Origin of the sequence: Herminiimonas fonticola (assembly GCF_040395855.1) — a bacterium.
GTDB classification, from domain to species: domain Bacteria; phylum Pseudomonadota; class Gammaproteobacteria; order Burkholderiales; family Burkholderiaceae_D; genus Oxalicibacterium; species Oxalicibacterium fonticola_A.
The window spans coordinates 1-20,554 of record NZ_JBEBPO010000041.1; the positions used below are offsets into that span (position 1 = coordinate 1).

16 protein-coding genes and 1 pseudogene are annotated in these 20,554 nt (G+C 54.7%); 9 read left to right on the plus strand and 8 right to left on the minus strand.

Annotated features, from left to right (window positions below; genetic code table 11):
• From ppnP to ABWP27_RS07145, 3 genes are all read left to right on the plus strand, one after another.
• The coding region (gene ppnP / locus ABWP27_RS07135) for a pyrimidine/purine nucleoside phosphorylase (RefSeq protein WP_353155183.1) at positions 1-222 on the plus strand (222 nt) is incomplete at its 5' end.
• 231 nt (positions 223-453) lie between these two features.
• Positions 454-2,112 carry a hydantoinase/oxoprolinase family protein gene (locus ABWP27_RS07140; protein ID WP_353155185.1) on the plus strand — a complete coding sequence of 553 codons (1,659 nt, stop codon included), beginning with the start codon at positions 454-456 and terminating at the stop codon, positions 2,110-2,112.
• Positions 2,113-2,139: 27 nt separating this feature from the next.
• Entirely contained in the window at positions 2,140-3,456 is a 1,317-nt protein-coding gene (locus ABWP27_RS07145; protein WP_353155187.1) for a histone deacetylase family protein, read from the plus strand.
• A 162-nt stretch (positions 3,457-3,618) separates the two neighbouring features.
• On the opposite strand, the gene ABWP27_RS07150 is transcribed toward ABWP27_RS07145, so the two are convergent.
• Together ABWP27_RS07150 and murB are read right to left on the minus strand one after the other, a co-directional pair.
• Positions 3,619-3,933, minus strand: coding sequence for a DUF1294 domain-containing protein (locus ABWP27_RS07150; protein ID WP_353155188.1), 315 nt, complete (start codon positions 3,931-3,933; stop codon positions 3,619-3,621).
• A gap of 16 nt (positions 3,934-3,949) precedes the next feature.
• The gene (murB, locus tag ABWP27_RS07155) at positions 3,950-4,978 is read right to left on the minus strand and encodes a UDP-N-acetylmuramate dehydrogenase (protein WP_353155189.1); all 1,029 of its coding nucleotides are present in this window, start codon (positions 4,976-4,978) and stop codon (positions 3,950-3,952) included.
• A gap of 154 nt (positions 4,979-5,132) precedes the next feature.
• Between murB and ABWP27_RS07160 the strand changes: the two genes are divergently transcribed.
• Together ABWP27_RS07160 and ABWP27_RS07165 are read left to right on the plus strand one after the other, a co-directional pair.
• Positions 5,133-5,618 (plus strand): YajQ family cyclic di-GMP-binding protein, encoded by a 486-nt coding sequence (locus ABWP27_RS07160; RefSeq protein WP_353155191.1) that lies wholly within the window; start codon positions 5,133-5,135, stop codon positions 5,616-5,618.
• 197 nt (positions 5,619-5,815) lie between these two features.
• Positions 5,816-6,448 carry a retropepsin-like aspartic protease family protein gene (locus ABWP27_RS07165; protein WP_353155192.1) on the plus strand — a complete coding sequence of 211 codons (633 nt, stop codon included), beginning with the start codon at positions 5,816-5,818 and terminating at the stop codon, positions 6,446-6,448.
• 75 nt (positions 6,449-6,523) lie between these two features.
• Here ABWP27_RS07165 and aroG read toward each other — a convergent pair whose 3' ends face one another.
• The 4 genes from aroG to ABWP27_RS07185 all read right to left on the minus strand — a co-directional run bounded on the left by aroG (position 6,524) and on the right by ABWP27_RS07185 (position 14,468).
• Positions 6,524-7,588 (minus strand): 3-deoxy-7-phosphoheptulonate synthase AroG, encoded by a 1,065-nt coding sequence (gene aroG, locus ABWP27_RS07170; protein WP_353155194.1) that lies wholly within the window; start codon positions 7,586-7,588, stop codon positions 6,524-6,526.
• Positions 7,589-7,877: 289 nt separating this feature from the next.
• Positions 7,878-9,338 (minus strand): metalloprotease TldD, encoded by a 1,461-nt coding sequence (tldD, locus tag ABWP27_RS07175; protein ID WP_353155195.1) that lies wholly within the window; start codon positions 9,336-9,338, stop codon positions 7,878-7,880.
• 111 nt (positions 9,339-9,449) lie between these two features.
• Positions 9,450-10,259, minus strand: a complete 810-nt coding sequence (locus ABWP27_RS07180; RefSeq protein WP_353155197.1) for a carbon-nitrogen hydrolase family protein — start codon at positions 10,257-10,259, stop codon at positions 9,450-9,452.
• Between the two features lie 3 nt (positions 10,260-10,262).
• Positions 10,263-14,468, minus strand: coding sequence for a YhdP family protein (locus ABWP27_RS07185; RefSeq protein WP_353155199.1), 4,206 nt, complete (start codon positions 14,466-14,468; stop codon positions 10,263-10,265).
• A 121-nt stretch (positions 14,469-14,589) separates the two neighbouring features.
• On the opposite strand from ABWP27_RS07185, the gene glnE reads away from it, so the two are divergent.
• The 4 genes from glnE to ABWP27_RS07205 all read left to right on the plus strand — a co-directional run bounded on the left by glnE (position 14,590) and on the right by ABWP27_RS07205 (position 19,130).
• Positions 14,590-17,310 carry a bifunctional [glutamate--ammonia ligase]-adenylyl-L-tyrosine phosphorylase/[glutamate--ammonia-ligase] adenylyltransferase gene (gene glnE / locus ABWP27_RS07190; protein ID WP_502905325.1) on the plus strand — a complete coding sequence of 907 codons (2,721 nt, stop codon included), beginning with the start codon at positions 14,590-14,592 and terminating at the stop codon, positions 17,308-17,310.
• A gap of 441 nt (positions 17,311-17,751) precedes the next feature.
• Positions 17,752-17,949 (plus strand): DUF3606 domain-containing protein, encoded by a 198-nt coding sequence (locus ABWP27_RS07195; protein ID WP_353155201.1) that lies wholly within the window; start codon positions 17,752-17,754, stop codon positions 17,947-17,949.
• 365 nt (positions 17,950-18,314) lie between these two features.
• Complete coding sequence (locus ABWP27_RS07200; RefSeq protein ID WP_353155202.1) at positions 18,315-18,662, plus strand: zinc ribbon domain-containing protein YjdM; 348 nt, start codon at positions 18,315-18,317, stop codon at positions 18,660-18,662.
• Positions 18,663-18,722: 60 nt separating this feature from the next.
• Positions 18,723-19,130 (plus strand): hypothetical protein, encoded by a 408-nt coding sequence (locus ABWP27_RS07205; RefSeq protein ID WP_353155204.1) that lies wholly within the window; start codon positions 18,723-18,725, stop codon positions 19,128-19,130.
• Positions 19,131-19,466: 336 nt separating this feature from the next.
• On the opposite strand, the gene ABWP27_RS07210 is transcribed toward ABWP27_RS07205, so the two are convergent.
• Both ABWP27_RS07210 and ABWP27_RS07215 read right to left on the minus strand, forming a co-directional pair.
• Positions 19,467-20,180, minus strand: coding sequence for a fumarylacetoacetate hydrolase family protein (locus tag ABWP27_RS07210; protein ID WP_353155206.1), 714 nt, complete (start codon positions 20,178-20,180; stop codon positions 19,467-19,469).
• A gap of 207 nt (positions 20,181-20,387) precedes the next feature.
• A pseudogene (locus ABWP27_RS07215) lies at positions 20,388-20,554 on the minus strand (erythrose-4-phosphate dehydrogenase); the annotation flags it as partial.

Here is a 20,554-nt window from a genome sequence, read left to right on the forward strand (position 1 = left end):
GGCACCAAGAAAACCATCGGTATCATTTTTCCATCGACGTTGAAGTTCAATACCGGCGCTGCAGAAATCATGGAACTGAATGCAGGCAAATGCCGCATTCGTCTGGCTGGCGCAACGGAATGGAATACTTACGAAGGCGGCCAGCAATTCGAAGTGCCGGCAAATTCGAGCTTCGATATTGAAACGGTAGACACACTGGATTACGTTTGCCATTTCATCTGACGCGTTTAACAGGACGCGCGTGCCACAAATAAAAAAGCCCGGAATATCCGGGCTTTTTGCTAAGGACCGGCCTTATTCAGATTGGCTCGCCGTTCTTCTACCTATAATAGATGCTGCGTTAAAGATCAGGCGCCAGCCGCCGGTTTGAATTGACGATTTGATTGATACAGCCAGCGCGATCCTGTCCACTCACGACAGCCGCGCTGGACCTACTTCCCAAGAAAGAAGCATATGATCCTTGGCATTGATGTGGGAGGCACACATACCGATTCGGTATTGATGCAGAACCGCAAAATCATCCGTAAATCAAAAGTATTGACCGACAAGAATGACATTCTGGGTTGCGTGATGCGCGCCACCCATGCTGTCGCGACTGCGGACGATATCAAGCAGCTGAAGCGCATCGTGCTCAGCACCACAATTTCCACCAATGCCGTTGCGCAAAACCAGCTCGATCCGGTCGGTCTGATTGTCATGAACGGCCCTGGCGTTTCACCCAAAGATTTGCCTCTTGCCGACAAGACGCACTTGATCGCGGGCTACATGAATCATCGCGGCATAGAAGCAGAAGCAATAGATGACGATGAACTGCAAACGCTGAAACAGCAATTCAGTGCCGGCAAAATCGATAACCTGGCCATTATCGGCAAGTTTTCAACACGCAATCCTGTGCATGAGCAGGAAGTCGGCGCCTATCTGGCCGATCAGGACACGCATGTTTCACTCGGCCATCACCAGTCCGGTGTACTGAACTTCCCGCGCCGGATTTCGACCACTTATCTCAATGCTGCCATCTCGCGCCTGCACAGCCGTATGGTCGATCAACTGGCCAGCTATCTGAAGGAGCTCGGCGTCGATGTACCGCTGTTCATTCTGAAGGCGGATGGCGGCACCATAGGCGTACAGCAATCGCGCAACTATCCGGTGCAAACCATCCTGTCCGGACCGGCTGCCACCATCATGGGCGTACTGCCTTTTGTATCGTCGACACAGGACTCGGTATCGATAGACGTCGGCGGCACCACTACCGACATCGCACTGTTCGCCGATGGCGCACCCTTGCTGGAACCGAAAGGCGTCGAGATCGAAGGACACAAGACCCTGATCCGCGGACTGCTCACGCATTCGATGGCGCTCGGTGGCGACAGTCATGTGCAGGTAGTGAATGGCGCACTGCAGATCGGCCCCGAACGCAAAGGTTCGGCAATGGCATTCGACGGTCCGGTACCGACGCCGACCGATGCATTGATCGTGCTCGGTCTGGCCAGCATCGGCGACAAGAGCAAGGCATTGCGCGCAATGGAAAGCCTGGCAACGCCATTGAAACAAACACCGCAACAGCTTGCACAAACGATCGTGGACAGCATGTGCGCCAGCATTGCCGCCAAGGTCAGCGAAATGATCGCTGAGGTCAACAGCAAACCGGTCTATACGATCCATGAACTGCTCGAAGGGAAAGTGCTCATCCCTCAGCAATTGATCGCAGTGGGCGGACCGGCGCCCTATATTGCCAAACAGGTCGGGGAGCTGCTGGCACTGCCGGCGATCGTGCCGGATGACTCGGAAGTGATCAATGCCAGCGGCGCCGCAATGGCGCGTACCACCGTTGAATTGAATCTGCTGGCCGATACCGAATCGCAGCAATTAACGTTTGCCGAAGATGGCCGCAAGATGAAAATCTCTGCGCGTGCCACGGTCGACGATGTAGTCGCGCTCGGCAAGGAAAGATTGCTGGAAATCGCCATGGCTGCGGGTGCACGGGATGAAGACCTGGAAGTGGAAGTCGCCGACTGTCAGTCATTCAACGTGATCCACGGCTATGCGACCACAGGCAAGAACATCCGCGTCCGCTTGCAGATCAAACCCGGTTTGATCAAGCATGAACAATAAGTACGAACAAGTCTGAAGGAACACATCATGACGAAAAAGACAGGGCTGGTATTTTTCCCCGCATTTGATTATGCGATTTCGCCTACGCATCCGGAACGCGAAGAACGACTGTTGTACACGCAGGATCAGGTGTTTGAAGAAGGTCTGCTGGACTTCGACAACATCAAGGAATTCAAACCCGGCCTCGCTACCGCTGAAGATATCCAGCGCGTGCATTTCTGCGTGCCGGGCATAGACGAGATCGTCCATGCTTCACACCTGATTGCCGTCGGCGGTTGCATTACCGCAGCCGACAAGGTGATGACCAAGGAAGTCGATAACGCGTTTGCGCTGGTGCGTCCTTGCGGCCATCACTCATTCCGTGTCGTGCATGGCAGCCGTGGCTTTTGCACGCTGAACATGGAAGCAATCATGGTCGAGTACATACGTCACAAATATGGCGTGAAGAAAATCGCGATCGTGGATACCGATTGCCATCATGGCGATGGTTCGCAGGATATTTTCTGGCACGACCCGAATACGCTGTTCATCTCCATGCATCAGGATGGCCGTACCCTCTACCCGGGCTCCGGCTTTGCCGACGAGCTGGGTGGACCGAATGCCTTCGGCACCACGATCAACCTGCCGATGCCACCGGATACCTGCGAAGAAGGATTCCTGTATGTGCTGGATGAAATCGTGATGCCTATCCTGGATGAATTCAAACCGGACCTGATCATCAATTCGGCTGGCCAGGATAATCACTATTCCGATCCGATCACGAACATGAAATTTACCGCGCACGGCTACGCGGTGCTCAATCAGCGGCTGGCGCCGGATCTGGCCGTATTGGAAGGCGGCTACTCGATTGAAACCGCCCTGCCCTACATCAACACCGGCATCATCCTGGCGATGGCAGGGATGGATTTCAGCCACATTCAGGAACCGGACTACGATGCGGAAAGCCAGAAGCAGCCGGCCAACATTACCGCCTATCTGGAAAAATTGAAGGACGCGACCTTCCATCACTGGAACAACCGGCATGCGCTGCGCGAGCAAGTCTATCCGGAGCAGGAGTTCCACAAGCGCAGCATGGACGTGTACTACGATACCGATGGCATCCGTGAAACCATCAATGAAACAGTACGTTCCTGTAAAGATTGCGGCGGCACCGTCGTGATCGACTCACGCTGCGACGATACGCGCAATCACATTCTGGCCGTACAGATTCCGCGCTATGCCTGCGCTCCTTGCCGTACCTATGGTGAAGAGCTGTTCAATAAAACGGAAATTGCGGGCGCGGCTGCGCGTTATACGCAGGTCTTCCTGCAGGACAAGGACAACGATCGTTACCTGTCCAAGTAACGCACACATATCCCAGCCGCCTTCTCATGCCATGCATGCAGGAGGCGGCTGGCGAGAATGTGAGAATGTATGTGTAACTGAATGACCTTGGTCATTTCATATGATGTCGCAATAGTGCCGGGCCAGGCTGATTCGGCACTGTCTGGCCGGAAACGCGTTCTATCAGCCATTCCCCAGCGCATGCAGCGCATCCCTGCCGTAAGGCGACAGTAGCCACGCCACACATGCACAATGCAGTACGACCGTCACCCAGTAAATACGCTGGAAAGAGGGCTTGCTGGTTTTATGCCGCAGGATTCTTTGCGCCAGCCATCCACCCGGCCAACCGCCCAGAAAATCCAGCAAGTGCAGATTGTTTTCATTAATCCGCCATTCACCCTTGCGCGCGGCCGACTTGTCGATCGCGTAAGCAGCGAAAGTGAGCAGACTGAGCGCGAGATAACTACCCAGCACCGGCAATAAAATTTTCGATTCCATTTTTACGCCCTGAGGATCAAAGAAAAATCGGTTCGGGTTCCAGTTGCACATTGAAGCGTTGCGCAACATCCGCCTGAATTGAGGCAGCGAGTTGCGCAATGTCTGCGCCGCTCGCACCGCCACGATTCACCAGCACCAGTGCCTGATTTTCATAGACGCCGGCCGCACCGGCTGTCCTGCCCTTCCAGCCGCACTGATCGATCAGCCAGCCGGCCGCCAGCTTGACGTTGCCGTCAGGTTGCGCGTAGTTCACCAGTTGCGGATACCTTGTCAGCAAGGCGTCGCGCTGTTCCACTGTTACAAGCGGATTCTTGAAGAAGCTGCCGGCATTGCCGATCACGGCAGGATCGGGCAATTTGCGGGTGCGAATCGCGATGACAGCATCGCTGATCTGCCTGGCAGTCGGCGCAACAATATTGCGTGCAGCAAGCTCGTTCGCCACATCTGCATAACGGATCACGGCTTGCCATTTTTTCGGCAAGGTAAAGGTCACATCCAGCACCACGCCACGGTCGCGCAAACGGTGCTTGAACACGCTGTCGCGATAGCCGAACATGCATTCTGTTTTATTCAGTGTTGTGCGCTCGCCCGTTGCAAAATCAAACAGCGTCAATGCATGGAACCTGTCCTTGATTTCAATACCGTAGGCGCCGATATTCTGTATCGGCGCTGCACCGACGCTGCCAGGAATCAGCGACAGGTTTTCCAGTCCACCCAAACCATGCGCCAGCGTCCATAGCACAAACTGATGCCAGTTCTCGCCGGCGGCGGCACGCACATAGGTGGCGTCGTCATCTTCGCCGACGATCTCGATGCCCTTGCTTTCCATATGCAGTACCAGGCCTGGGAAATCCCGTGTCAGCAGAATATTGCTGCCGCCACCGAGAATCAGGCGCGGCATGGCTGCCAGCGCGGCATCGCGTTGCACGACTTCCAGTGTGCTTGCCGATGTCACCGGCAAATAGACATGCGCGCTGGCCTCCACCCCGAAGGTATTATGGTTGCGCAGGGAAACATCGTATTGAAGCGGTAGGGAATGAGTCATAGTGCGCGATTATATCTCTGGCCCTAGCCCCTCGGTTTTTTGTCCGCTAGAATGACGATCAAATCGGGATACGCTCCGAATAGGTAAGCTGAATAAACAAGCTGGTCTTTCGCCGGCATCTGCCGCGAGCCAGGCAACAAAAAGGAAAAACATCATGCCGTCTTTTGATACCGTCTCCGAAGCCAATATGGTTGAAGTAAAAAATGCCGTCGACCAGGCTGGCAAAGAAATCACGACCCGCTTCGACTTCAAGGGCAGCGATGCCCGCGTCGAACAAAAGGAACGCGACCTGACTGTATATGCGGATTCCGAATTCCAGCTGAATCAGGTATTGGATGTGCTGACCGGCAAACTGGTCAAACGCAATGTCGATGTACGCTTTCTCGATCGCGGCAAGATTGAAAAAATCGGCGGCGACAAGGTCAAGCAAGTCGTCAAGATCAAGAACGGCATAGAAACCGAAGCCGCCAAGAAAATCGTACGCATCCTCAAGGATAGCAAGATGAAAGTGCAAGCCAGCATCCAGGGCGATGCGGTACGCGTCACCGGCGCCAAGCGCGACGATCTGCAGGCAGCGATGGCTTTGCTGCGCAAGGAAGTTGCCGATTTGCCGCTGGAATTCAACAACTTCCGCGACTGAGTATTCGTCACAATCCATCCGCCGCATTCCGCTCCAGCCGTCGCGTCATGTCCATCGGGGACTTTGGCGCGACCGGTTTAGCCTGGCCGTATTCATATTGACGCTTTAACGACAATTTTCGGCCGCGTCCCGTTGTTCCTCCCAAACTACGGGAGTTTCGTGACAGAATCATTGCTTTTATAACACTGAGATCTGCCATGAAACTACCGCTGCTCGCCTCTCTCCTTAGCTGCATCGCGTTGCAAGTGCAGGCAGCGGATATCAGCGTGATCGGCCTTTTCCCCGGCAAGGCCGTGCTGGTCATCGATGGCGGCTCGCCCAAAACCTACGCAATCGGCAATACGGTCAGACCCGGCATCAAGCTGGTGGACGTCAATCAGACCACCGCCACTTTCGATACCGATGGCAAAAAACAGCGCATCGATCTTGGCGAACATGTGAACCGCATTGCTCCGTCAGGCGCCAGCAGCGTGACCTTGCAGGCCGACGGTCGCGGTCACTTCATGGTGCAGGGGCAAATCAATGGCGGCACAATGCGCATGCTGGTCGATACCGGCGCCTCGCTGATTGCATTGCCTGCAGCGGATGCGCGCCGCCTGGGCATCGATTACAAGAAGGGGCAGACTGCCTACGTCAATACGGCAAACGGCGTCGTGACGGCGTATCAGGTGGTGCTGAATTCGGTCAAGATCGGCGATATCACGCTGAATCAGGTGGATGCACTGGTGCAGGAAAACGGACTCACCTTCGCCTTGCTCGGCATGTCCTTCCTGAATCGCACAGAGATGCGGCGCGAAGGTGAACAGATGGTGCTGACCAAACGCTATTGAATCGATCTGCAATAAAAAACGGGCGCTGAATCAGCGCCCGTTTTTTATTTTCTGCAGTTATTTCTACTACGGTCCTTATGCGTCCGGATCCTTGAGGCGACGCTGCTTGACCGCTTCTGCCAAACCTTCCAGCACACCAAGACTGTCTTCCCAGCTGATGCAACCGTCAGTCACCGACTGACCATAAGTCAGTTCCTTGCCGGGAATCAAATCCTGACGGCCGGCAACCAGATGCGACTCGACCATCACGCCGACAATGCGCGTATCGCCACCGGCAATCTGCTTCGCAATATCTGCGCACACCGGAATTTGATTTTCCGGTTTTTTCGAGCTGTTGGCGTGCGAAGTATCGATCATCAGACGCGATGCCAGACCGTTTGCTGCAATATCCTTGCAAGCCTGTTCGACACTGGCCGCATCATAGTTAGGCGTTTTTCCACCGCGCAGAATGATGTGGCAATCTTCATTGCCGCTGGTCGAAACAATCGCCGAATGACCGCCTTTGGTCACCGACAGGAAATGATGCGGCTGCGACGCAGCCTTGATCGCATCAACGGCAATCTTGACGTTGCCATCGGTACCGTTCTTGAAACCGACCGGGCAGGACAAACCGGAAGCCAGTTCGCGATGCACTTGCGATTCGGTTGTACGTGCACCGATGGCGCCCCAGCTGATCAGGTCGGCAATATATTGCGGGCTGATCACGTCGAGGAATTCGGTACCGGCCGGCAGGCCGAGCTCATTGATATTCAACAGCAGTTCACGCGCAATATGCAGGCCGTCGTTGATACGGAAGCTGTTGTCCATGAACGGATCGTTGATCAAACCCTTCCAGCCGACCGTGGTACGTGGCTTCTCGAAATAGACGCGCATCACGATTTCCAGTTCACCGGCAAAACGTGCGCGTTCTTTCACCAGACGATGCGCGTATTCCATTGCGGCCTTGGTGTCATGTATCGAGCATGGTCCGATGACCACCATCAGGCGATCATCCTGACCGTGCAAGATGCGATGCAAGGCGATGCGCGCATCAGCAGCGGTCGTCTCCGCTTTTTCGGAAACACCCAGTTCGCGTATCAAATGCGATGGTGGCGTCAGTTCTTTCATTTCCTTGATCCGTAAGTCATCTGTGCGCGGCATGTTTTTCTCCAGTCAAAATCTGTACACTAAAAATAAAAAACCGCCATCGCGGGCGGTTATTTAAAGAATTTCGGTTTAAGCTTTTTTTACCTGCGCGCTTACCGCTTCTCCACCGCCGTTGGGCTGGAATAGCTAAAGTAAAAGTAAAATTGGAAGCGCAATGCGGTCATGTCTGTACTGAATTTCGTTTTATCTGTCGGTAATAGTGCAATAAATCACCTGGTTTGGCAAGAAAAGCTTGATAAATCCGTTGGCATTCAGGAAAACATGGCCCGAATGCCAACAAACATCAGGCCGTGCCGCCTACCGTTACACCGTCGATACGCAAGGTCGGCTGACCGACGCCGACCGGCACGCTCTGGCCTTCCTTGCCGCAGACGCCAACGCCACTGTCGAGACTCATGTCGTTGCCTATCATGGAGACCCGATTCAAGACATCGGGGCCGTTGCCGATCAGGGTCGCACCCTTGACCGGATAGGTCACTTTGCCGTTTTCAATCATGTAGGCTTCGCTGGCTGAGAACACAAACTTGCCATTGGTGATATCGACTTGGCCACCGCCAAAATTCACTGCATACAAACCGTTCTTCACGGATGCCAGAATTTCTGCCGGATCCTTATCGCCACCCAGCATATAGGTGTTCGTCATGCGCGGCATCGGCAGATGCGCAAACGATTCGCGACGCGCATTACCGGTTACCGGCATATTCATCAGGCGCGCATTCATCGTGTCCTGAATATAGCCTTTCAGGATACCGTCTTCGATCAGCGTCGTGCACTGCGTAGGATTGCCTTCATCGTCGATATTCAGCGAACCGCGACGATCGGCAATGGTGCCGTCATCCACCACTGTCACGCCTTTGGCAGCCACGCGTTCACCTATGCGGCCGGAGAATGCGCTGGAACCCTTGCGATTGAAATCGCCTTCCAGTCCGTGACCGATCGCTTCATGCAGCAACACGCCTGGCCAGCCAGGTCCGAGCACCACTGTCATCGGACCGGCCGGTGCAGGACGCGCTTCCAGATTCACCAGTGCAGAAGCAACCGCTTCGCTGGCGTACTTTTCCAGCAATTCATCGCTGAAATAAGCATAGCTGTAGCGACCGCCGCCGCCGCTGGAGCCCATTTCGCGACGACCGTTCTGCTCTGCAATCACCGTGATCGAGACGCGCACCAGCGGACGTATATCAGCGGCCAATACACCGTCGCTGCGCACAACCAGCACCACATCGTATTCACCGGCGAGGCCAGCCATCACTTGCACCACGCGCGGATCTTTGGCACGCGCAATGCGCTCGATTTTTTCCAGCAGCTTTACTTTTTCAGTCGCGTCCAGAGAAGTCAGCGGATCGTTAGGCAAATACAGATCACGGCCACCCACTTGTTGAATCGCGGAAGCGACCTTGATCTTGCCTGCGCCCTGACGTGCAATCGTGCGCGTCGCAATTGCCGCTTCCATCAATGCACGTTCGGAAATTTCATCCGAATAGGAAAAGGCGGTTTTATCACCCGATACGGCGCGCACACCGACGCCCTGGTCGATGGAGAAACTGCCGGTTTTGACGATACCCTCTTCCAGGCTCCAGCCTTCGCTTTTCGTAAACTGAAAATACAAATCTGCATAATCGACGCGATGCGTAAACATCGTGCCCAGAGTCTTGATCAGCACGGATTCATCGAGGCCGAAAGGCGTCAGCAAGACATTGCGCGCGACAGCCAGGGTCTGGAGATTTGGTTCAAATGGAGTCATTGTTTATTTGCCATTCGCGCGTTGAAGCGCAAACAAAATTGATTCGGATAACGAATTGTAGAGCATCTGGCCGGTCTGCCGCGCCAGCACTGCAACTTGTCTGCAACTTATCTATAACTTGCGGTGTTTCAATGCCGGAAGATTTTCACGGATACCGGTTAAATGATGGGGTTCGATATCGCCGATTACAAGGCCTTCGCCGTCTGCCAATACATCCTTGATTTCACCCCAGGGGTCGATCAGCATGCTGTGCCCCCATGTCGTGCGGCCATTCTGATGCCGCCCACCCTGTGCGGCTGCCAGCACGTAGCACTGGTTTTCAATGGCGCGCGCGCGCAGCAGAATTTCCCAATGCGCCTTGCCGGTTGTGTAAGTAAATGCAGCCGGCACCACGATCAATGCGCAATCGCCCATCGCCCGATACAGTTCCGGAAAACGCAGATCGTAGCAAACCGACAGACCCACCTTGCCGAACGGTGCGTCGAAAGTCGTGACCTCGGTGCCGTGCGCAATCGTGCGCGCCTCGTCATACGATTCCGCCCCCTTGGTAAAGCTGAACAGATGAATCTTGTCGTAGCGTTTGACGCGTTCGCCGGCCGGGTTGTAGACCATCGTTGTATTCAGCACCTTGTCGGCTACCGATGCGGCCATCGGTAGCGTGCCGCCTATCAGCCACACTTTATGTTCGCATGCGATTTCAGCCATGAAAGTCTGGATAGGCCCGACATCGATCTGCTCGGCCAGACCCAGCTTGTCGTTTTCATGCATGCCCATGGCTGCCCAATATTCAGGCAACAGAACAAGACTGGCACCCTGGCGCGCGGCGTCTGCAATCAAGCGGCGCGCAGTGGCGATATTTTCTTCAACCGAAGGGGTAGACACCATTTGTATGGCTGCTACGCGGGTCAGGGAAGTTGTCATGATTCAGCCCTCTATGCTGGAGTCTGCAATGCCGGATTTCGGCGCAGCCGGCTCCGTCTTGCGATCGACCTTGTTCACGTTCGGATCGCTCCATGGTCCGGTAATCGTATATTCATACGTAAATGCACGCGCCAGCGGTTCGCGCAGGAATAGTTGCGCCAGGAAAGTACCAGCGCCGATAACCGGATTAATGGCCAGCGCATAGGCGACGGATGCAGCGCCGGCATTGATTTCCGGAATCACGACGGCACGCAGATTCTGCGATTCTCTGGCGATGTCGGCCGAGCCGTCTATCAACACGGTCGCGCTCACGCCACGCATCTTGAGATTGTCAGTCGTCGCCACCCCATTTGAAATACGCGCACTGCCATTGATGCCATCAAATGCAAAACCTTCTGAAAATACATCACGGAAATCCAGCGTCAGGCGGCGCGGTATCGATTGCAGGCTGAGCACGCCGAGCAATTTGGCGGCGCCCGGCTCGACTTTCAGGAACTGGCCGGAAGCGATATCCAGATTGATTTTTCCCGACAGGCTGGGCACGTCAAACGAGAAGGGCAAGCCTTTCCAGCTGACATCGCCTTCCATCTTCCCTTTGCCGCCGCGCAGCACATCCACAAAGCCGAAGCGGTTGAGCAGATTGCCTGCGTTTGCAATATTCAGGTTGTAATCGAGACTGGAAACATTGCTGCCGTTTTTAGCCAGCCAGTTTCCCTTGGCCGTCAGGGTTGCGTCCGGATTGGCGAGCGACAGATTCCTGATGCGCCACTCGCGTCCTTCCGTTGCGCGTACATAATGCGCCAGCAGTTCAAGACGCCCGAGCTTCTTGCCGAACAATTCAAAATTCTCGGCAACCACATCCAGTGCCGGCATCTCTGTCGCACTGTCTACACCTTCGAGTAAGTTGTTGACGTCTGCACCCACTGTTTTAGGCACCACCATCGAGGCCAGGCGTGCGGTGACCTTGCCCAATCCACGCCCCGACGAAGACTCAATCCATGTCAGGTAGCCTGATGCCTGCGCCGAATCGATATTGGCTTGCCAGGCATTGGTGTCATGCGATACGCCGACCACCACCTCATCGAATTTTTTCCCCATCACAAACAGCTCATTGGCGCGGGCGGCCAGAATGTTCGGTTCGACGTACTGCGCCATATTGAGCGCGTCCGACGGGTCTGCGATTTTTTTCTGTGTGTCCTTGCCAGCTGCAGTAATCGACGATGCGACACTGATCCATTCATCGATATTCAGCGAACGCAAGCTGACGTTCACCATCAGGCCGCCATCCGGTTCCGGCGCCGGTGTATTGACGCCTATGCCGCCACGCACCACCCGCCACGCGGCAGCAGTATCCGTCGCACTTTTCTCGCGCAAGTAGCTGCCAACTATCGACGGGCCCAGCGCAAGCTTGATGCCATCGCGCATGACGGCAGCATTCTCGGAAGGCAGGCTGGCCTGTTCTATCCTGAGCGGCAAGGCATCCTTGGCGGCCTTGCGCAGAGGCGCCGGGAAAGCCAGGCCCAGGCCGCGCAGATTGGAGTCCACCACTATTTCGACGCGCTTGTTCTTGACGCTGATCGTAGTGCCGAAGCCTGTGCTGCCGCTGATCCGGTCTATCAGTTTTTGCATCGCCGGCGCAGGATAGTTTTTGCGCAAACCGGCAGCCGACATGGTGCCGCCCGCCTTGATCAGGATAGTGCCGTCTTTTTGCGTGCCGCCCGTTACCGTCAGCGGGCCGCCCAGGAAATTCGCCTTGATGTTTTTCAGCGTCAAGCCTTTTTCATCGAATTCGAGTTCGCCGCTCGTCTGCGTAATCGCCGGAATGGCATTCTGCAAAATCACATTGTTATTGGCGAATTTCACGATACCGCGCACCTTGGCATCTATCATCTGATGCAAAGGCAGCTTCAGATTAAGCGCGAGCGTGGCATTGCCGCTGGCTTTCGTTTCATCGGTGAAGTGTCCTATCCAGGTCGCGACCGGGCTGTCCACCGTGTATTGCACCAGGTCCTGCAAAGTACCGGCTGCATGACCATCGATTTCCAGTACCGGTTCATCCGCCAGCAAATCGGCAATCACCGCTTTCACATTCGATACCTGGGCACCATGCGTACTACCGCTTTCACCCCTGATTTCCATCCGCGTACGATCGAACAGTATGGTGCCTTTGACTTTTTCCAGCAGCGGCCACAACGGTGCCTTGCCATCCTTGCCAAACATGTCAGGCGCATAATTCAAACCGCCGTTATCGATCTTGCCGCCAAAAATAAATTCGCCTTTCGGCTTTTCACCGGCTTTTTGCGCATGGAAGGGAAACTGATTCAAATCGCCTTTTAACCTGATATGGCCGTCATTCAGCGTGCCCGCAATCAGTGCGTTGCCGAGCCAGGTACGGAAGTCCGTATTCATGCCCAGTGGCAGATAGGCGCCGATCTTGTTCAGCTCAAGGCCGGACAGGCTGCCCGTCATATCGATAGTACCCAGCGCATGCCCCGGTTTTTTGTCCAGCGGCATCAGATGCGTGCCGGAGAACGAAGCGACCAGCCCCTGTTTCGCCAAACTCATTTGGCGCACATCCAGCAACAATTGATTGTTTTTCTGGAAGGCCCATTTGGCGTCCATCTTCAATTCATCGAACGTGATCTCAGGTTCGGAAAAATAAGCCGGCAAGGCCAGGGTGAGCTGTTCCGATGCCAGTACGAAAGTGCCGCCCTGATTATTCGCATCGACATGGCCGGTCAAATTTTCAAAACCCGGAATCGCCGGCACTGCCGCCTGCGCAGCGGCCTTGGCGCTTGCCACGCGGGCCGGACGCGCCGGCTGTGCCTTCAGCGCCAGCCCGATGAAGTCGCCCTTGATCTTGTACGACTCTATATCCGGATAGGTGCCCTGCAATTGCGCCGAAAAATTCTTCAGCTTCCCGCGCGGCGCAAAATCTTCCAGCAAACGCAACTGTGTCGCCGGTAAAGGCAGACGAACCGCAAAATCGGCCCATGCCTGCAAATCGAGCGAAGCGGCTTGTACTTCGATACTCTCCGGTTTGCCGTTTTGAGCGGCAATGTAACGTTCGCTCATCGTGGTCTTGGGCAGTACCAGCCCGTCGTCGGTTTGCAGCGAGAAATCGCGTACCGAAATCGTGTGTCCGCGCATACCGAAAGTCGGCACGCCATCACGCGCATTGCCTTCCAGCGGTTCGCGCACTGAAATACGTCCATTCGCATGCGCCAGCGACAAAGGCGGCATATCCTTGCGCAATTGCGCCGATACATTCGACAGGCTCAGATCGGCAGTGAAATCGGCCACCCGCGCATGATCGAATGCCAGCCAGGCGCGCATCGAACCGCTGGCCTGCTGCAGATCAAAGGGGAAATCGAGATAGGTTTTCCATGCTGCGAGATTGGTGTCGCGCAAATCGGTATACAGCTCGCCGGTCCAGCGTGTCGCATCGGAAATTTTCTGCGCAAAAAGCGGATGATCAAACGCTGCGCGCACATCCAGCGGCGCCGCAATGGCTGCCGGCGGCGTCGCCTTCAATGCAAATTTGTGGTGTCGTCCGCTGTTATGCAAGACCATGTTGACATTGCCGAGCAATAATTCAGGCGCCTGACGCAGCTGATCCTGCCAGCGCAAGCGTCCATCCCTGATCGTGATTTCGCGTTGCGACAGTATCCAGTCGGCAGCCTTGCCATCGCCGCTTTTCTGCAAATCGAGCAGCAGGCCGGCAACATAAAAATTGCCACTCGCATCGCGCCGGACATCCATATCCGGCTTGTCGATTTCCAGGCTGTGCAGACGCAAGTCGGCAATCAGCACCGATAACCACGACACCGTGGCCGACACTGCCGGCAATTGCAAGGCCTTGTCGCCATCCTTGTCGTAGACCACGACATTGCCCAGCGCCAGATGCGGGCGCAAACCGTCCCAGGATGCTGCAATGGTTTCTATCGATACCGGTCGCCCTATCGCTTTGGTCGCGACTTTTTCCACATCGACACGGTAGGCGGATATCTGCGGCAGAACGGCGTAACGCAAAGTGAGGAACAGCGCGCAGAAAATGAAATATGCCAGTACCAGCAATTTCAGCAGCCAGCCCAGCGCATGGTGGCTGGCTTTATTGGCGGCACGAAACGATTGTTGCAGCGACCGCCAGCATAGCCGCAGCCGATCGGCAGTCAGGGTCTGGTTGGGAAGGCGTGGATCTGTCGGCATCAATCAAAAGGGTCGGTAAATCGACTTCGCGTAGAATAAAACAAGCTGACAGGCAAATCGGCTCGCACACTATATAAAACAAAGCTTACATCTCAAGAACTCTAGGATACTCTCTCACACCGTGACAAACCTGTCTTCTACCCCAATTACCGCCTCCCGTTTTTATACCCGATGGCTCCATGCAGATACAGGCCGTGCGCAAAGGGTAGCCGAAGTCGGCAAATTATCCCTGAACTCGACCATTTTCGGTGAACTCTTACAAAACGAAACAGATGCCGGCGCCAGCTTGCCTGCCGCCATGCGCCGCGTGCGCAATCTGGTCATTGCCACCCTGATCCAGCGCGATCTCGGCGGTCTGGCCGATCTGGCAGAGGTGGTCGAGACGATGACGGCTTTTGGCGATTTCGCAGTGCAGACGCATCTGGCAGCGGTGAGCGCCGAACTGATGGCGATACACGGGACACCGATAGGCCACGAATCTGGCGAACAGCAGGAAATGATCGTGCTGGGCATGGGCAAGCTGGGCGGCGGCGAGTTGAATGTATCGTCCGATATCGACCTGATTTTCGTCTATGCCGAAGATGGCGATACCATCGCCACCGCGCCGGAACAACGGCTGCTGTCAAATCACGAATTTTTTACGCGCGTCGGCAAAAAGCTGATCGCGGCGCTGTCGGAAATTACCGAAGACGGCTTCACCTTCCGCGTCGATATGGCCTTGCGCCCGAACGGCGCCTCCGGCCCGCTGGTCGCCAGTTTCAATATGGTCGAGGAATACCTGATCGTGCAGGGGCGCGAATGGGAGCGCTATGCATGGGTCAAGGCGCGCGCACTGACCGGCAAGCCATCCGATATCGATGCGCTGGAAAAAATCATCCGGCCTTTTGTCTATCGCCGCTATCTGGACTACGGTTCCATCGACGCCATCCGCAATATGCATGCGCAGATACGCGCCGAAGTCACACGACAGGAAGCACGCCATCCGGATCGCAGCAATAACGTCAAGCTGGGCCGTGGCGGCATACGTGAAATCGAATTTCTTGCGCAGGTATTCCAGTTGATACGCGGCGGTCGCGATGCCGCATTGCGCGACCGTTCCACACGCAACACGCTGCGTACGCTCGCCGAAAAAGAACTGTTCAAACCCGAAGTGGTCGAACAACTGCTGCACGCCTATACCTTTCTGCGCAATCTCGAGCATCGTCTGCAATATCTGGACGATGCGCAAACGCATACGCTGCCGCCGAATGCGGCCGATCAGTTGATCGTTGCCAAGATGATGGGCTATGAAGACGTACCAACCCTGCTGGCCGCGCTGGAAGAGCAACGCGCACTGGTCGCCACGCAATTCGATGAAATTTTCAACGACAAGAAGAGTGAACATACATCGGACAATCAGCCGCAAGCAGAACTGAGCGCTGTGCTGACCGATACCGACAGCGAACAGGTAATCGAAAGCTATCTTCTCGACCTGTCCTTTGACCATGCCGCCGATGCAGCCAAACGCCTGCTCGCCACCTGGCATTCGCCGCGCCTGCAATCCTTGCCGGAAGCCAGCCGCAACAAGCTGGTTGCACTGGTAAATGCCGCACTGCCCCTGATTGTCAAAATCACCGAGGCACGCTCGACCACACTGAGCCGTCTGCTGGCTTTTCTGGAAACCATCGCGCGCCGCGCCGCCTACCTTGCCTTGCTGACGGAATATCCGCATGCACTGGAGCGCGTGATCCGCATGATCGCCGCCAGCGACTGGGCGGCAAAATATCTGACGCGCCATCCACTGCTGCTGGACGAATTGCTGGACGACAGAACATTGAAAGCCGCACCCGACTGGAACGCCTTTGCGCGCGACTGCCGCCATCGTTTGGATGAAACGCCGGGCGATACCGAACGGCAAATGGACGTGCTGCGCGAAATGCATCACGCGCAACTGATCCGTCTGCTGGCACAGGATCTGGTGGGCGACCTCAGTGTCGAACGTCTGGCCGATCATTTATCGGAACTGGCCGACAAGCTGGTTGAAGCGACGATACAAACGATCTGGAAAGGATTCCCGAATCGCCATCGCGAAGAACCGAAATTTTCCGTCATTGCCTATGGCAAGCTGGGCGGCAAGGAACTCGGTTACGCCTCCGACCTGGATGTCATTTTTCTGTATGACGACGACGATCAGGATGCGCCGGCGCTGTACGCCAAGCTGGCACAGCGTTTCATTACCTGGATGACGACACATACGCCGGCCGGAATATTGTTCGATGTCGATATCGCCCTGCGGCCTGACGGCGCCAGCGGCTTGCTGGTTTCCAGCGTATCGTCGTTCGAGAAATACCAGACCACTTCCGCCTGGCTGTGGGAACACCAGGCATTGACCAGAGCGCGCTTCTGCGCCGGTGATGCTGAAATCGGCGCACGCTTTGAAGCGATACGCGAAAGCGTATTGCGCCAGACACGTGATCCGGTTGAATTGAAAAAGGAAGTGCTGGAAATGCGCAAGAAGCTGCACGACGCGCATCCGAATCGCAGCGAACTGTTCGATCTCAAGCACGATACCGGCGGCATGATCGATATCGAATTCATGGTGCAATTCCTGGTGCTGCGCGACGCTGCGCAACATCCGCGCCTGACCGGCGACATCGGCAATATCGCACTGCTGAAATTATGCGGAGAATTGGGTCTGATCGATACCGTTTTATCCGGCACCGTGGCCGACGCCTATCGAACCTTCCGCAAGTTGCAGCACAACATCCGGCTGCAAGGCGCAGATCGGGCAAGGGTCGAGCAGGAACGCGTGAGCAATGAAGCAGCGGCAGTAGTGTCTCTATGGACCGCCGTATTTTCCTGAGCATACGTACATCGACATTTTTGTCTGCTTCCAGCAAACAGGCAAAAATGTCGGCTGAACAGGCACGCAAAAGTTATCCCCACATTTTGTGCACAGCCCTGTGGATAAGCTGCGGGCAAGCGACATACATCCTTGTTCCATAAGGGAAAACTTTTCCTGCACATATTGCGCAAGCGTCACTGCATATATCCGGTTTACGCTGCCATTCTCTTAGCCACTCTAAAAATTCACAGGGCGAATGGCCGACATTGCTCTTGCCATTCTGCTACGGGAATCGAAAAACCATCTGCAAAATAATGGATTTAAAAAATCCTTGATGCCGTAATCGAACAAATATTTCTTGAAATTTAACGAGCTTCACGTGACACTAAATGCGCATGCACGCCCGAAGAGGCGGCAGCGATAGACAACCACTTGCAGCCGGGACAAAAGGAGAAACATATGTCAATAACGGCCAGCAATCGCGCACCAGCGGATCTTAGCCATATCCAGGTCGATGATAGGGATGAGCTCCGATACTGGGCAGATCGATTTGAGCGCACGCCGCGAGAACTTGAAAATGCCGTCATCCGAGTGGGTGCAAAGACAACAGACGTCGAACAATATTTGAAGCTGAAGTCTTACGCCAGACGGGAATGAAGTTCAGCACCGGGCAAGCAGTCCGCTTCATCCGCACGCTCACCACATCACAATCATGTCTTGAATGAACCTGGCGCTTACAGCGTCAGCCCATTCTGGCTGCCTTGCCTGTTGTGCACAGTCACGACAGCACCCGCCAGATATGCCGATTAGGGTGCAGCATGGTGTAAATAAATTTTGCCCGATCCGGCATTCCTCCTGGATGGAGAAGACAAACAAATCCTGTAAAACACAGGCAAGGTCTATGCGCTTCCTGTTGCAATCAGATCCTGCATCAATATGCTCCAGCCAAAGAAACCGAAATATGGCCGGCGCGCAGTATACTTTGTCTTTTACGGCAATTGCCTTACCTCGAAGGATGTCCCATGATCACCTTACCTGCATGTCCCAAATGCAATTCCGAATACACCTATGAAGACAGCGGCATGTACATCTGCCCCGAATGCGCACACGAATGGCCGGCTCAGCAGGCAGCGACCGAATCCGCCGAAGAAAGCGGCAAGGTTTACCGCGACTCGGCCGGTAACGTCTTGCAGGACGGAGATACCGTCACCGTGATCAAGGATCTGAAGTTGAAAGGATCTGGCGGCACCATCAAGGTCGGCACCAAGGTCAAGAATATCCGTCTGGTCGATAGCGATCACGACATCGACTGCAAGATCGACGGTTTCGGCGCCATGAGCCTGAAATCGGAATTCGTCAAAAAGGCATGACCGTGCACGCGCGAGCCAGATCTGTATCGCATCGCGACGGCTTTTCTGCTGCGTGATTCCATGTTGCAGACGACATCCCTCCCGATACGCACCGAGTGCCCGCCCGGCACTTGCGTATGCGAGCGTGAAAGTTTGTTGAACGACCCAGGCGGCGATATGCGCGTGCTGCTGCTGACGCGCATGGAAGAGAAAAAACTGATCGCGCGCATAGAAAATATTTCCAGCTACGCCGACTTGCTGCATATGGCGGAACGCATACAGGCGCAGTTGGGAATCGTGTTGCAGATTGCACCTGGCACGCGCGAAGTACGCACGGTACGCGGCTTGACCATAGAACTGCTGGAGCGCCGCGGACTATGCAAAAAAATACGGCAAACGATTCCGGCGGCGATACGCAAATGTCTGGACAGGAATCCGGAAATTGTCTACGCCATTCTGGATGCGCACGATTTGCTTGGCGATAGATGAAGCATTGCTGATCAAACAAGGCACAGAAAAAACTTGCAATAGTTATCCACTTTTTTTGTGCACAGCCCTGTGGATAAGCCATATGCAATCTTGCTATGTCATTGTTTCAAAAGAGAAATTATCCGCTGCACAAATTGCGTATATTCACCGTACTCAATTCTCCAAACCCGATTGATTCTACGGATTCAATGAACATCGCAGAACGCGGATCAATACCTGTAATGAAAATGCGGAGTCAACCGTCACCATGTCGACTCCGCAATGCAGTGCTCTGTTTCTGCCCAGCTGGACAACATCAACTACAGTATTACTGCCAGCGCTTTACCGCTCTCGCGCTCAAATAACGGCCAGCTTCATACTGCAGACGCCTTCAATCATGCCTTCGAGCTGATCACCCTTGTTGATCGCGCCAACGCCGGCTGGCGTGCCCGTCATGATGAGATCGCCCGGTTTGAGTTCAAAGAAAGTCGAAAGAATGGAAATCTGTTCCGCAACCTTCCAGATCATTTGATCCAGATCGCCCTTTTGCCTTACTTCGCCATTGACCTTGAACCAGATGCCGCCTTTGTGCGGATGGCCTACGTCAGCAACCGGAATCAATGCCGAACAAGGTGCCGAATGTTCAAATGCCTTGCCCACTTCCCACGGACGACCCATTTTTTTTGCCACGCCTTGCAGATCGCGCCTGGTCATATCGAGCCCGACACCGTAGCCGAAGATATGATCCAGCGCGTTTTCAACCGTGATGTTCTTGCCACCCTTGGCTAGCGCCACGACCAGTTCAAATTCAAAATGCACATCCGATGTTTCCGGCGGATACGGGAAATCCTGATCAACAATAATGTTGTCCGGATTTTTTTGAAAGAAAAATGGCGGTTCCTTATCAGGATCATGACCCATCTCGATCGTGTGCGCTGCGTAATTGCGGCCTATGCAATAAATACGATGAACAGGGAAAAGCTTGTCCGTTCCCCGTACAGGCAAGGCAGGAATGCTTTGTGGTTGTATAACGTAAGCTTGATTCTCAGCTGCCAATTTTTCGGTACCCATTGCCCCCCCTTCGGAAAATATAAATTCGGTTTTAAAAATAATGCCTGCACTTCATCCGGCGAATGCAATTCCTGCATTCATTCAAGATGGAAAGCAGCGCTACAAAAACAAGACGTAAAAAAAGCCCCGGTGCCGAACTGTCCTATTACATAAGCAGTTCAAACCCGGGGCTTTTTCATGCAGCAAAAAATTGCATGAAACGATTGCTTACTTGGCTGTCATCAATGCTACTGTGGTGTCCAGCATGCGGTTCGAGAAACCCCATTCATTGTCGTACCACGACGAGACCTTGACCAGACGGCCGGATACTTTGGTCAGCGTCGCATCGAAGTTGCTCGAAGCCGGATTGTGGTTGAAATCAACCGAAACCAGTG